The organism is Asticcacaulis sp. P4_H10 (assembly GCF_056400965.1).
In genome coordinates this window covers 203760-217690 of record NZ_JBFUKH010000006.1, presented here as the reverse complement: position 1 = coordinate 217690, position 13931 = coordinate 203760, and the positions used below count along the sequence as shown (strand labels likewise).

Annotated in this window: 12 protein-coding genes; 5 read left to right on the top strand and 7 right to left on the bottom strand. The window is 61.2% G+C overall.

The features are described from left to right. Positions 1–2: 2 nt before the first annotated feature. Positions 3–440 carry a flagellar basal-body protein FlbY gene (locus AC1DON_RS12845; RefSeq protein WP_476935195.1) on the top strand — a complete coding sequence of 146 codons (438 nt, stop codon included), beginning with the start codon at positions 3–5 and terminating at the stop codon, positions 438–440. 13 nt (positions 441–453) lie between these two features. On the opposite strand, the gene AC1DON_RS12840 is transcribed toward AC1DON_RS12845, so the two are convergent. Continuing rightward, on the bottom strand, positions 454–1545 hold the full coding sequence (locus tag AC1DON_RS12840; RefSeq protein ID WP_476935194.1) for a hypothetical protein: 1092 nt from the start codon (positions 1543–1545) through the stop codon (positions 454–456). A gap of 215 nt (positions 1546–1760) precedes the next feature. Between AC1DON_RS12840 and uvrA the strand changes: the two genes are divergently transcribed. Both uvrA and AC1DON_RS12830 read left to right on the top strand, forming a co-directional pair. Further along, positions 1761–4670 (top strand): excinuclease ABC subunit UvrA, encoded by a 2910-nt coding sequence (uvrA, locus tag AC1DON_RS12835; protein WP_476935193.1) that lies wholly within the window; start codon positions 1761–1763, stop codon positions 4668–4670. A gap of 104 nt (positions 4671–4774) precedes the next feature. Then, positions 4775–5593: a carbonic anhydrase gene (locus tag AC1DON_RS12830; protein WP_476935192.1), complete on the top strand. Its 819-nt coding sequence runs from the start codon at positions 4775–4777 to the stop codon at positions 5591–5593. Here AC1DON_RS12830 and AC1DON_RS12825 read toward each other — a convergent pair whose 3' ends face one another. The 3 genes from AC1DON_RS12825 to AC1DON_RS12815 are packed head-to-tail and all read right to left on the bottom strand — an operon-like array spanning position 5594 to position 8265. Then, positions 5594–6445 carry a hypothetical protein gene (locus AC1DON_RS12825; RefSeq protein ID WP_476935191.1) on the bottom strand — a complete coding sequence of 284 codons (852 nt, stop codon included), beginning with the start codon at positions 6443–6445 and terminating at the stop codon, positions 5594–5596. A gap of 7 nt (positions 6446–6452) precedes the next feature. Next, positions 6453–7370, bottom strand: a complete 918-nt coding sequence (locus AC1DON_RS12820) for a hypothetical protein (RefSeq protein WP_476935190.1) — start codon at positions 7368–7370, stop codon at positions 6453–6455. A 31-nt stretch (positions 7371–7401) separates the two neighbouring features. Then, complete coding sequence (locus tag AC1DON_RS12815; RefSeq protein ID WP_476935189.1) at positions 7402–8265, bottom strand: hypothetical protein; 864 nt, start codon at positions 8263–8265, stop codon at positions 7402–7404. 211 nt (positions 8266–8476) lie between these two features. On the opposite strand from AC1DON_RS12815, the gene trmFO reads away from it, so the two are divergent. Together trmFO and AC1DON_RS12805 are read left to right on the top strand one after the other, a co-directional pair. Then, complete coding sequence (gene trmFO, locus AC1DON_RS12810; RefSeq protein WP_476935188.1) at positions 8477–9910, top strand: methylenetetrahydrofolate--tRNA-(uracil(54)-C(5))-methyltransferase (FADH(2)-oxidizing) TrmFO; 1434 nt, start codon at positions 8477–8479, stop codon at positions 9908–9910. A 16-nt stretch (positions 9911–9926) separates the two neighbouring features. Next, entirely contained in the window at positions 9927–10658 is a 732-nt protein-coding gene (locus AC1DON_RS12805; RefSeq protein WP_476935187.1) for a DUF1353 domain-containing protein, read from the top strand. Positions 10659–10660: 2 nt separating this feature from the next. On the opposite strand, the gene AC1DON_RS12800 is transcribed toward AC1DON_RS12805, so the two are convergent. The 3 genes from AC1DON_RS12800 to secD are packed head-to-tail and all read right to left on the bottom strand — an operon-like array spanning position 10661 to position 13919. Continuing rightward, a complete protein-coding gene (locus AC1DON_RS12800) occupies positions 10661–11338 on the bottom strand; it encodes a squalene/phytoene synthase family protein (protein ID WP_476935186.1) in 678 nt (225 codons plus the stop codon). Continuing rightward, positions 11335–12315, bottom strand: coding sequence for a protein translocase subunit SecF (secF, locus tag AC1DON_RS12795; RefSeq protein ID WP_476935185.1), 981 nt, complete (start codon positions 12313–12315; stop codon positions 11335–11337). The genes AC1DON_RS12800 and secF overlap by 4 nt, the downstream gene beginning before the upstream one ends. Before the next feature lie 11 nt (positions 12316–12326). Beyond that, positions 12327–13919 carry a protein translocase subunit SecD gene (secD, locus tag AC1DON_RS12790; RefSeq protein ID WP_476935184.1) on the bottom strand — a complete coding sequence of 531 codons (1593 nt, stop codon included), beginning with the start codon at positions 13917–13919 and terminating at the stop codon, positions 12327–12329. Between the last annotated feature and the right edge of the window lie 12 nt (positions 13920–13931).

Sequence of the window (13931 nt, the reverse complement as noted above, 5' to 3'; positions counted from 1 at the left end):
CCATGTTATCCGCACAGACCCCTTCCGATCGCGCCAGCCAGCTTACGGCCCTGACCAGGCGCCTGACCGACCGCCTGACCGGCGATACCCAGGTGTTGGAGGCCCATCGCCCCCAGGACCTGGTCGGTGGTATCGAAGAGACGCGCGCACTGTCCAACCTCTACCGGCTGGAAACCGCCCGCATCAAGGCTGACCCCAGCCTGCTCGGCGGCATTTCCGACAATGAAAAGAGTGCTTTGCGCGAAGCAACGGAAGTGTTCAATGAGACGCTGGCCCGCTACGAAAACGCCGTCGTCGCCGCCAAGACGGTCACCGAAGGCATTGTCGCCGCGGTCGCCGAGGACCTGAACACCCGCACGGCGCGCACCGCCACCTACGGCGCCCAGGGCCGGACATCGACCTCCGGTCCTCAGTCCTTGAATCTCGGCCGCACAGCCTGAAAGCTGCCCAGCGTCACTGGCCCTTGACGCGCGCGTCCTTGGGATTGGAATACGCGCCCTTCGACGGCGGATTACGATCAAACTTGTCCTTGCCAACGGTGTTCACTCGGTTCCAGTAGTCGGCATTGCCCGCTGAACGCTTGTAATCGTCATAAGCTTCCTTCTTGGCGACGATCGGGCCGTAATGTGCCCGGCCGGCCGGATCGCCGGTGCCCAGCCCCTGCATCTGCACCAGTTGCTTCATGTTGCACCCGGCCGGAATCGGCTTGCCCGCCTGTTGCAGGGCGACACAGGATTCGTGGTTGATAAGCGCCTGGCTGACACCGCTGCGCCCGCCCTTCAGGCCGCCACCGGCCACGGCCCCGCCAGCCGGCGGCGCACCACCGCCCGCCGACCGTCCAGGCGTATCGGCCGCCAGGCCCGACGGCGCGATATTGGCGATCGAAGGTGCCGGTGTCTCATGCAGGTTGAGATCACTGGCGCCCCTCGCGGCCAGCGTCTCCTGGCGCAGAGCTTCGACGCGCCCATCCTCATCCTTCTTCTTTATCTTCGCGTTGGCCAGTGGATTGGTCTCCGGCTCCGCAACCGACGGCGCGGATGTGTCGGCGCGCACAGCCTGATCATTCAGCCGCTTTGCCTCCAGCTTCCGCACCGGATCAAAGTCATCGCGCGGCCGGTTCACGGCCTGCGGCAGGGACTTATAGGTTTCCTGCGCCACCTGCGGCGCGGGTTGTGGCTGCGGCACGGGAACCGGTTCCGGCTTGGGCTGGGATTGGGGCTCAGGCTGGACCTGCCGCTCGACGGGCTGTTCGACGACTTCGCGGGGGCGCACGACCGGCACCGGTTCGACCTGCTCTTCCGGCGGCACGAACTCATAAAGCTCGGTGTCGATGGCGGGCTCTGCGTCCAGTTCGCGGTACGGCATGGCCTTGGGGTTAGCGATGATCAACAGCCATAATACAAGTGCGTGCAGGGCAAGAACCGTCGCCGCCGATGCAGCCATCCGCGATCGTGGCGTGCCGGACCCGCCAAGCCACGCCAAAGAGGCTTCGACCTCGTTCGCCGCCCGTTTCAGAACGGCGTGTGTCTGCTGATAGATGTGCATCCCGAGCTCGCACCCTGCCGGCTGATTCCGGCCTTACTGTGTCATGTAATGTGTCGCGCGCAATAGATGTGCTGACAGATACGGGCAAAACCACGGCATATTGTAAAGAATGCCGGCCTCGCGAAAATGTTGCCGAAATGTTCTTGTCACTGCTGGCAAATCTTGGCAAAGGACCTATATACACGGCCTTGTTTGTACCGAGGATATCACGCGTCATGGCGAACCCGCATCACGATCAGGACTTCATCAAGGTGCGCGGTGCGCGCGAGCATAACCTGAAGGGTGTGGACGTCGATATTCCGCGCGGCCAGCTGGTCGTGCTGACCGGCCTGTCGGGCTCGGGGAAGTCGTCGCTGGCGTTCGATACCATCTATGCCGAAGGTCAGCGCCGCTACGTCGAATCGCTGTCGGCCTATGCGCGTCAGTTTCTGGAGCTGATGTCGAAACCCGATGTCGACCTGATCGAAGGCCTGTCGCCGGCCATCTCGATCGAGCAGAAGACGACGTCGAAGAACCCGCGCTCGACAGTCGGCACCGTCACCGAGATCCACGATTATATGCGCCTTCTGTGGGCGCGCGTCGGTATCCCCTATTCCCCCGCGACCGGCCTGCCGATCGAAAGCCAGACCATCTCGCAGATGGTCGACAAGATTGTATCGTTGCCCGAAGGCACGCGCCTGCTGCTGCTGGCGCCTTATGTGCGCGGCCGCAAGGGCGAATACCGCAAGGAAATCGCCGAGTTGCAGAAGCAGGGCTTTCAGCGCCTGAAGATCGATGGCGAATACTACGCTATCGAGGACGCGCCCAAGCTGGAGAAGAACTTCAAGCACGATATCGATGTTGTCGTCGATCGTGTTGTTATCAAAGACGGAATCATGGGCCGTCTCGCCGATTCGCTTGAAACGGCCCTGCGCCTGGCCGACGGCCTGGCGGTCGCCGAGTTCGCTGACATCCCGGAAGGCGAGACAGAGCCGAAGCGCATCCTGTTTTCGGAAAAGTTCGCCTGTCCGGTCTCGGGCTTCACGATCGCGGAGATCGAACCGCGCCTGTTTTCGTTCAATAATCCGTTCGGCGCCTGTCCGACCTGTGACGGGCTTGGGGTCAAGCTGGCCTTTGACCGCGACCTGATCCTTGATCCTAAGAAGTCGCTGAACGACGGCGCCATCGTGCCGTGGTCGAAAGGCCCCTCGCCGCTCTACGCCCAGACCCTGCAGTCGCTGGGAATCCACTATGGATTCAAGATGGACGGACCGTGGGAAAAGCTGCCAGAAAAGATTCGCGACGTCATCCTCAATGGCTCCGGCGCCGAGAAGATCAAGTTCACTTATGAGGACGGATCGCGGCGCTACGATGTTACCAAACCGTTCGAAGGCGTCATTCCGAACATGGACCGGCGCTGGCGCGAAACCGATTCGTCGTGGGTGCGCGAAGACCTGGCGCGTTTCCAGTCCGAGACGCCGTGCGATGCCTGTAAAGGCGCGCGTCTGAAGCCCGAAGCCCTGGCCGTCAAGATTGACGCCCGCACCATAGCCGAAATCTCGACCTTGTCGATCAGGCAAGCGCACCTCTGGTTCAGCGAGATCGAAGACAAGCTGAGCGAAAAGCAGCTCGACATCGCGCGCAGAATTCTCAAGGAAATCAAGGACCGCCTGCGTTTTCTTAACGATGTGGGTCTGGACTATCTCAACATGTCGCGCAATTCCGGCACGCTGTCAGGCGGCGAAAGCCAGCGCATTCGACTGGCATCGCAGATCGGCTCTGGCCTGACCGGTGTGCTCTATGTGCTGGATGAGCCGTCGATCGGCCTGCATCAGCGCGACAATGACCGCCTGCTCGTCTCCCTCAAGGGGCTGCGCGACCTCGGCAATTCGGTGCTGGTCGTTGAGCACGACGAAGACGCCATCATGCAGGCGGACTATGTCATCGACATGGGCCCGGCCGCCGGCGTCCATGGCGGCCAGATCATCGCCCAGGGCACACCCGAACAGGTGCGCAAGAACAAGGACTCGATCACCGGTCAATACTTGACGGGTGTCCGCGAGATCCCCCTCTTCTACGGTGAAGGCCATAATGAACAGCGCCGGCCAATCAACAAGAAGAAGATGCTGAAGGTCATCGGCGCGCGCGGCAACAACCTGAAAAACGTCACCGGCGAAATCCCGGTCGGCGTCATGACCTGCATTACCGGCGTGTCAGGCGGCGGCAAATCAACATTTACGCTTGAGACCCTGTACAAGGCGGCGGCAAGGCGGTTGAACAATGCCTCGGCCCACCCGGCGGCCCACGACAAGATCGAGGGTCTTGAGCACTTCGACAAGATCGTCGAGATCGACCAGTCGCCGATCGGTCGTACGCCGCGGTCGAACCCCGCCACCTATACCGGCGCCTTTGGTCCAATCCGCGACTGGTACTGCGGTCTGCCGGAATCCAAGGCGCGCGGCTATGGCCCCGGCCGCTTCAGCTTCAACGTCAAGGGCGGCCGCTGCGAGGCCTGCCAGGGCGATGGCGTCATTAAGATCGAGATGCACTTCCTGCCCGACGTCTATGTCACCTGCGACGTTTGCAAGGGCAAGCGCTATAACCGTGAAACGCTCGACATCGTCTTCAAGGGCCATTCGATCGCCGACGTGCTGGATATGACCGTTGAAGAAGGCGCCGAGCTATTCAAAGCCGTGCCGTCGATCCGCGACAAGATGAAGACGCTGGAGCGCGTCGGCCTCGGCTATATCAAGATCGGCCAGCAGGCGACGACGCTTTCGGGCGGCGAGGCCCAGAGAGTCAAGCTATCGAAGGAACTGTCCAAGCGCGCCACCGGCAAGACGCTTTACATTCTGGATGAACCAACGACGGGCCTGCATTTCGAGGATACCCGCAAGCTTCTTGAAGTGCTGCATGAACTGACCGACCACGGCAATACGGTCGTCGTCATCGAGCACAATCTCGATGTCATCAAGACGGCCGACTGGCTGCTCGACTTCGGACCCGAAGGCGGCGATGGCGGCGGCGAGATCGTGGCAATCGGCACACCGGAACAGGTGGCGGACAATGCGAAATCGTGGACTGGCAAGTATCTCAAGCAGATGCTGGCCAAGCACCGTGAGCGGTATCTGGAGCCGGCGCAGTGACGCGCAATCCAAAAAGTGGCCACCGGTTTTTGGAGAAATTGCGCGTCTAATGCATGGTTAACGGGCTTTAAAGAGCCTTAACCATTTCGCGCGAAGGTGGCGGCATGAGACTCACATCGTCCTCCCGCCTCGTCCTGTGTCTGGCCGCCGGTATGCTGGCCCTGTCCGGCTGTTCGTCAAAGGAAAAGGCGCACGGGGATAGTCACGGCGGTGAACACGGCGAAGCCGTTCCCGCCACGCTGCACCACTGGAGCTATGGCGGCAAGGACGGCCCGGATCACTGGTCCGAGCTGGGCGGCGACAATGCCATCTGCAGGGGCGGGCATCGCCAGTCGCCGATCGATATCGCCGGCATTACCAAGCAACGCTCGGCGCGAGTCGTCTTTGATTACCAGCCGTCAGCGGCGACGATCCAGAACAATGGCCACACGATCCAGATCGCCCTGACCGACGCCGGCGGCATCAGCGTCGATGGCGTCCGCTACAAGCTGAAGCAGTTCCATTTCCACTCGCCGAGCGAACACGCCATCAATGGCCACCGTGCGGTGCTTGAGACGCATTTCGTCCACGAGAATGACAAGGGCGAACTGCTGGTGATCGGCGTGCTGTCGGATATCGGGGCGGCCGATCCGATGCTGGGTTCGCTGTGGACCTATCTGCCGACCGAGGCCGGCAAGCCGGTGCCTTTGTCCGACCTCCTGATCAATCCGCAGGACCTGATGCCGGGGACCGAGGACTTCTACGTCTATTCGGGCTCGCTGACGACGCCACCGTGCAAGGAGGGCGTCACCTGGATGGTCTATTCGTCACCGCTCAGCGTCAGCGCGGAACAGGCCGACGCCTTTGAACGCCTGGTCGGGCCGAACTCACGCCCCATCCAGGTGCGCAACGAGCGCGACTTCCTGCACGTCACCGGCAACTGATCAGGCTTTAGCGGCAGAGAGTTCGCGATAGGCGGCGATGGGCGCACCATGGACGATAGCTGTCGTCTGCGGCCAGGCAAAACCCAACCATAGCACCAGAATGACGACGCGGGGCGGCGTCAGGAAAGCGGTCAGGCTGGTCAGGTTTAGCGTTACGTTGGCCTGCTGTTGGCCGAAAGCCAGCAAGGTCACGCCATCAGTCGCCGCTTCACACAGGTAGCTGACGATCATCGACAGGCCAAAGGCGAGCAGATAGCCGCCCATCAGGGCGATCGACCGGCCGCGCGTCAGCTGGAAGCTGCCCAAAATGTCGATGCGGCCGGTAGCGAAGCTCTGCACGGCGTTGAGCGACAGCCGCAGGCGCAGCCAGGCCACGGCCACGAAAGCGATGAATAACCCGATGGGCGTCAATTGGACCGGCAGGCCCAGGATAGACCATGCTATCGCCACCGCCCAGAACAAGGCCATCGACAGACCAAATGTGGCCGCCTGAACGATCAGAACGCGCAGCTCCCGCAGCCCAAAACTCAGAAAACCCAGCCGGTCGTCCCCACCCTCAAGACTAGCGCGGCAAAGTGCACATATTAATATGGTCGAGGTAATCAGGTATACCGGTGTGCACGCCGCCAGGGCAGTGAAAATCTTGCCAGCGATCAGCATGGCCAGCGCGACATCATCCTGCTTTGTGTTGAAGGCCAGAATATCGGCGTGATGCGGGCCGACGATGGCCACCAGCAAAAGCGTGCAAATCCCGTAACCAAATAGGCAGATCAGTCCCCAGAACAGCAACAGCTTGGGTCGCTCCCTGAGGATACGAAAGCCTTCCAGGGCAAAACTCAGGCGCAATTCCATGTCCGGCTTAGAACACGTTTTCGGCGCTGACGCCACCGTTGGCGAGACGCTTATAGGCCGCGGCCGGGGCGCCGAAACTGATGGCCATGAGCAGGGGCGCGACGACACCATTGCTGACGAACAGATAGGCGACCGTGACGGGATTGCCGAGCCCCTGAATCCCCTGGCGCGCAGAATCGAGCATACGGGTATAGGCGTGAGTATCACCGCCCGAAGCCGCGATCGCCAGGGCGGCGAAGATGCCCAGGCACAGGACAAATACGATCGTCGCCGTAGCCAGGGCCAGGAAATAGCCCAGCATCATTGTGCCGGCATGGCCTTTGGTGAGCGCCCAGGAGCCGAACAGGTTGATCCGCTTCTGGTCGAAGCTCTGGACGAAGCACAGCGACAGACGCGAACCGATATAGAAGATGGCCAGAAGCGTCGGGATCAGTCCCAGGAACACGCCCACCATGCCCGCCGGTGTCGACGGTCCCCCGAGGATGGCCGAAAAGCTGGCACCGATGATGATGCCCGGCAAAACCGCCGCCAGATAGATCAGAAAGAAGATGATACAGAACAGGATGGTGACGCCGATTTGCCGGACTTCATCCATGCCCAGGCGCAGGCCGCCCAACGACAGCGGCGCATCATGCAGCACCACACGAAAGATGGCGCAGGCAATGACGACCTGGATCAGCATGTTGATCGGAAAGGCCAGCGCATAGGCCGGGCCGATCTTGGCGTATGCGGCAAGCAATGCCGCCTGGTCGTTACCTGTGGCCGCCTGTTCCAGTTCGCCCATGGCCGACCCGGCCAGGGTCCACATGATCAGCGCGCTGGCCGTAAAGCCGAGAAGCGTCAGCAGGCCCCAGGGCAGGAGGCGCGACGGCTTTTCACGGATAATGCGAAACCCTTCGAACGCGAAGTCGAACGGCAGTTTCATGTCAGTCCTCAACTCATACAGCGTGTGGCGCTTATTTAGTGCGTGATGCCACAATCTGCCCGTAAGCCGAAGACAAAAATCCGATCATGACCGGTATCAGCAGAAAAACCGTCACGGCCTGAAGCACGTAGTGCGCAATAAGTGGGGCCGACAGACCGGGGCCGACATCTTCACTTACAACGCCGATACGAACACCGCTGCCTCCGGCGAAAAGATGGCCGAGATCGGCGCCTGCGGTGATGACGATCGCTATAATAACAAAAGGCACGAACAGAACCATCAGGCCAATAAAAAGCTTGCCGACATTGCCCGAGCTCAGGCCCAGCGCATTCAGCGTCACCAGGCGCCGCTCGGCGACATTGGCCGCGCCCATCAATACGAACTTCAGGCTGACGAAGATGAGGAATATCCAAGCGGCGAACAGGTAGCCGATAAACACCCAGTCCTTGCCTTCGTGGCGCACCGCCATGGCCTTGAGTGCTTCAATCGTATCGGCGTGGCCTTCCAACATGCCTGCCGTGTTGAAGGCGATGAAAAAGACGACGATGATAGCTACCAAAATGAGCACAACGAACAGGCCGACGATCAGTTCTGACAGGAAGAGACGCAGTTCTGGCCATCCCAATTGAAGGCCGCCAAGGCCAAGACCTTCCTTACCAGCAGCCCGGCCGAACAGGGCGATGCGGTAAAGCGCGCCATAAGTGGCATATTGGGCGACCAATCCTAGTACGCCCGCGAGGGCGAGTAGTGCGCCCGGCAGGTCCAGCTGCGGCAGGAAAGCCCCGAGAGCGAACCACAGGATGAGAACTGCCCAGGCGCCGCCCCACATCGCCGGCAGCTGCGCAAACGCCGCCGACAGAGCGCGTCCAAGCGAAAACGACGGCCTCGAACTCATTGGGAACCCCACCCCTTTTCCAATCGCAGGACCCTTACAGCATAGAGCCTTAAGCGACAATCGGGTCATTTACCATTTAGAAACAAATCCATTCGCGTGAGAAGGATATTTTTCGTTGCATCGCAAGAATAACAGCATGTTTGGTAATCCGGACACACATGTGAAGGCCGTGGCCCTTTTCACACCCGCGCGCATGCGATAGAGCCGCGTCATGACAACGCAAAACATCAAACCCATCCATGTTATCGGTGGCGGTCTGGCCGGCTCGGAAGCTTGCTGGCAGATCGTCAGCCAGGGCATTCCCGTCGTCCTGCACGAAATGCGCGGCGCCCCGGACGGCGACGGCAAGACCATTACCACCGACGCGCACCACACCGACGACTTCGCCGAACTGGTGTGCTCGAATTCGTTTCGCTCGGACGACTGGCAGTTCAACGCCGTGGGCCTGCTGCACGAGGAAATGCGCCGCTGTGGCAGCCTGATCCTCAAATGCGCCGATGCTCACCAGGTGCCGGCCGGCGGGGCCCTGGCTGTCGACCGTGAAGGCTTTGCTGCCGCTGTGACCGCGTCGCTGGCGGCCCACCCTTTGGTGACCGTTGTGCGCGAAGAAGTCTCAGGCCTCATGGAGACCGATTGGGACAATATCGTCTGCGCCACCGGCCCCCTCACCTCTCAGTCTCTGTCCAACGTGATTCTGGAACTGTCCGGCGAAGGCCATCTGTCCTTCTTCGACGCCATCGCGCCGATCATCCACGCCGACAGTATCGACATGACCAAGGCCTGGCGCCAGTCGCGCTACGACAAGGAAGGCCCGGGCGGCGACGCAGCGGCCTATATCAACTGCCCGATGGACAAGGCACAGTATGAGGCCTTTATCGACGCCTTGCTCGACGGCCCAAAGGCCGAGTTCAAGGAATGGGAGAACGTCCCGTATTTCGATGGTTGCCTTCCGATCGAGGTCATGGCCGAGCGCGGCCGTGAAACCCTGCGTTATGGGCCGATGAAGCCTGTCGGGCTGACCAATCCGCACAATCCGACCGTCAAGGCGCACGCCATCATTCAGTTGCGCCAGGACAATGCGCTTGGCACGCTCTACAACATGGTCGGTTTCCAGACCAAGCTGAAGCATGGCGCTCAGGCGGACGTCTTCCGCATGATTCCGGGCCTGGAAAACGCCCAGTTCGCGCGGCTGGGCGGCCTGCATCGCAACACCTTCATCCAGTCGCCGAAGATCCTCGACCGCCAACTGCGTATGAAGGCGGTTTATCCCGGCAAATCCATCCGTTTCGCCGGACAGATCACCGGTGTCGAAGGCTATGTCGAAAGCGCCGCTATCGGCCTTCTCGCCGGGCGATTCGCCGCTGCTCAGGCGCGCGGCCAGATCCATGAAATCCCGCCTGAAACGACGGCGCTCGGTGCCCTGATCAACCACATCACGGTCGGCCACCTCGAAGGCGGGTCTTTCCAGCCCATGAACGTCAACTACGGCCTGCTGCCCCCCATGGAAGCGCCCAAGGCCGATGAAAACGGCCAGAAGATACCGCTCAAGGAACGCGGCCGCGCCAAGAAGCGTTTGATGAGCATCCGGGCTTTAAATGACCTCAATTCGTGGCTAAATACCGCCTCGGAACCAGCAGTGGCTTGATTTGAGTGAGATGACTATGAAGGGATTGCAGCGGGGGGCCGCGATTCTGGCAGGGTGTGCAACCCTGCTGCTTGGCGCGTGCGCCGAAACGACGACGACGGTCTACATGCCGGTGGCGCCGACCATCAAGCCCAGTTCGCTGACGCCCCAGCCGGTTATCCTGTTCAACAAGATGAAGAACGGCCGCAAGCTGTTCACGCTCAACGAAGAATTTCCCTACTGCGACGCGGCGACCGGCCGGATTATCGTCGTGCCCAAATGGTATGTGACGGATTTCGCCTCGGTGCCGTGGTTCGGCCAGGGCGTGATCGATCCGCAAGGCCCGACGGCGCGCGCCGCCATTATCCACGACTGGCTCTATGCCATCGGCCAGCCCGGCAAGCGCGAGGAGGCCGACGACATCTTCTATCGCGCCATGATCAGCTTTGGCGTCGGTGAAATGCAGGCGCGGACCGCCTATACCGCCGTCCGCACTGGCGGCGAAAAAGGCTATGGCTTGAAAGGCGACTGGACCTTTATCGATCCGACGCGCCCGGATATCTTGCAATCGGCGCCTTTCGCCAAGCCGGGCACGGGCACGGTGCGCGTCCTGTCGAAATGCGCAGGGTTCCACGACCTGGTGATGAGCGGATGGAAGGCCTATCCGGAAAAGGTTATCCTGCCGGCGACACCACCGCCGGTGACGGTCAAGAAGACGCCCTATGATGGCCTGGTCGACGGCATTTTCAAAAAGAAGCCCAAGACTTAAAACTAGATTTTTCCGGTCACAAATGCCCAGAACAGCTTGAGGCGCTTGGCCAGCGGCCCAGACGGGCGGGCGGTCCATATGCCCTCTGCGAGGGCCGCCGGTAGGGCCAGCGGCATCAGCGACGCCGGCAGTTTGCTGGCCCCTTTGACGGCATCGCGGCGCAGATGCGCGCCTTCGGCCTCACCCGCGTCCTTGAGTCGCCGGCTGTGCTGCAACAGCGCCAGACCGTAGAAGCGTGCGGTCGCAGCCAGCAAGCTCGCGTCTCCCTCAGCGTCGAGAATTTTCGCGCTCAGGCCAGCGATAATGCCCTCGCCCGAATCAACGACCTTCAATCCTGTCTTGAGATCGAACGGTGGCTGATCGAGCAGCGGCATCTGGCCTTCGACGCAATCGAGCAGGTCCTGCACGGCCAGGCCGTATTGCGGGATCATGCGCTGCAAGGCTTCGGTCAGGGGGTGATAACGCGGTGTCTTGCCGTCTCTGATCTCTTCCAGCGCCTCATACCACCAGCGCAGGCGAATCTCGCCCATCAAGGGTTCGCTTATCCGCTCGGGTATCTCGCGCAGGCTCTCAAGAAAGGCGTGCAGCGTCAGCACGTCCGCCCGCTTGGCGGGATCGGCAATGAAGGACGCTGCGAGCCGGATATCTTCCGACTTCGGCTCGCATTCCGACGCCGTCACGGCAGGGTTTTCTGCTTCTTGCTGCCTTTGAAGCCGCCCATGTCGACGACTTCGGCGTCCTCGTCATTACGATTGACGCCCCAGACCAGGATGATCGGCAGCGCGACATAGATCGACGAATAGGTGCCGATGACGATACCGAAGACCATGGTCAGGACCAGCGGCTTGAGCGCCGGACCACCCAGGAACAGCATGCCGGCCAGCGCCAGGATGGCGGTCGAACCGGTAATGATGGTCCGCGACAGACGTTCGTTTTCCGACAGGTTGATGATGTCGGCCAAAGGCGTCTTCTTGAATTTGCGCAGGTTTTCGCGCAACCGGTCGAAGGTGATGACCTTTTCGTTCATCGAATAGCCGATGACGGTCAAAAGCGCGGCGATCGTCGTCATGGTGAATTCGATCTGCATCACCGCCAGAAGGCCGGTCGTCAGCACGATGTCGTGCAAGACGGCGACAACGGCGCCGGCGCCGAATTGCAGGCCCGACGGAAAGCGGAACCAGATGTAGATCATCATCAGCAGCAGCGCTGCGCCGAGCGCGAAGATACCCGCGCGCATCAGCTCACCCGAAACCTTGGGGCCGACGACTTCGGTCCGTTTGAAGCTCATGTCGGGGAAGGTCTTGGCCAGTTCCTGCTTGACGGTCTCGACGCGGGCATTGTCGCCGGCTTCGGAGCCTTCTTCCTCGAAGCGGAACTTGACGACGACGTCGCGCGGACTGCCGAACTCATAAACGCTAGCTTCGGTGTGCAACTCACCCATGCGCTGGCGGATCTGCGCCAGGGGGGCTGCGGCCTTGGTTTCGATTTCCAGGACGTTGCCGCCGGCAAAGTCGGTGCCGAAGTTAAGGCCCATGGTGAACAGGGAGACGATCGTGCCCAGGATAGCAATGCCTGAGATGATCGCCGCGACCGGCGCGTACTTGGTGAAACGGAAGTAGAATTCCGTCGGAAGATTGCGGATTAATGGCCATTTCATGGGACGCGACCTTAAATCGGGAGAGTTTTGGGCTTGGTGGCGCGGAACCACCAGCCAAGCAGGACCTGGCTGACCAGGATGGCCGAGAAGACCGAGGTGAACACGCCGATGGCGAGCGTCCAGGCGAAGCCCTTGACCGGGCCTGCGCCGAAGGCGAACATGATCAAGGCGGCGATCAGCGACGTGATATTGGCGTCAAGAATCGACACCAGTGCGCGGGCAAAGCCGACATCCATGGCCGCCAGGGGTTTGTGCCCCGAACGCTCTTCGTCGCGGATACGTTCATAGATCAGAACGTTGGCGTCGACGGCCACGGCAAGCGTCAGGATCAAACCCGCCACCCCCGGAAGCGTCAGCGTGGCCTGGAAGACCGTCATGGCGGCGATGATCAGGATGATATTGATCAGCAGGGCGATGATCGACACGCCGCCGAAGATGAAGCCATAGGCCAGGAACATGAAGGCGACGATGACCAGGAAACCGATCACGGTCGACACCATGCCGGCGTCAACAGCGTCCTTGCCGAGTTCGGCGCCGACGGTGCGTTGCTGGATGACGTTCAGTTCGGCCGGCAGTGCGCCGCCGTTCAGGACATTGACCAGTTCCGAAGCGCTCTGGATGGTGAAGTTGCCGGTGATCTGACCGCTGCCGCCGGTGATGGCGCCCTGGATCGTCGGGGCTGACACGACCTTGCCGTCGAGGATGATGGCGAAACGCTTGCCGATGTTCTGGGCCGTCGCCACGCCGAAGGACTTGGAGCCCTGGCCGTCGAAGCGGAAATCGATAGATGGCTTCTGATACTGGTCGGAACCGACTGTGGCCTTGGTCAGGTTGTTGCCCGACACCAGGATGCGCTTGCGGACCACGATGCTGCCGCCGCCCTCTTCGTAAGGCAGCAGTTCGGCGCCCGGCGGAATGCGGCCGGCCATGATGTCCTGCTGCGAGACGCTTTCGTCGACCATCTGGAAGGTCAGGTGGGCGGTACGGCCGATAACACGCTTGAGCTGCTCGGGGTCACTTTCACCCGGCGCTTCGACGACGATGCGGTTCGTGCCCTGGCGGACGATCGACGGTTCGCGCGTGCCCAGTTCGTCGACGCGGCGGCGGACGACTTCGATCGAGGTATCGACCGCACTGGCCGAGGTCGAGCGAATGCCTTCCTGGGTCAGGCCAAGCGTAATGACCTGGTCGGCGCCACGCTGGACCGAGATGTCAAGGACGCCGGGATTGTTCGCCAGTGGCGTCGCCAGTCCTGACAGCGTCTTATAGGCCTTGTCGATGTCGGCGGCATTGTTGATACGCACCGAAACGGTCGTCTCCTTGGCGCCCAGGCCGCTGAACAGGACGTTCTCGTCACGCAAACGCGCACGGACGTCTTCGACCAGCGACTCGGTCTTATCGTGCATGAGCTTGGTCGTGTTGACTTCCAGCAGCAGGTAGGACCCGCCCTGGAGGTCGAGGCCAAGATTGAGGACCTGCGTTGGCAGGAAGCTCTTCACACTGTCGCGCTGGGCGGGCGTAAGGGCGTTCGGCAGGGAATAGAGAAGACCGAGGAGGGTCGCAATCAGAACCAGTCCGACCTTCCACCGTGACAAGTTTAGCATCGTGGTAAACCC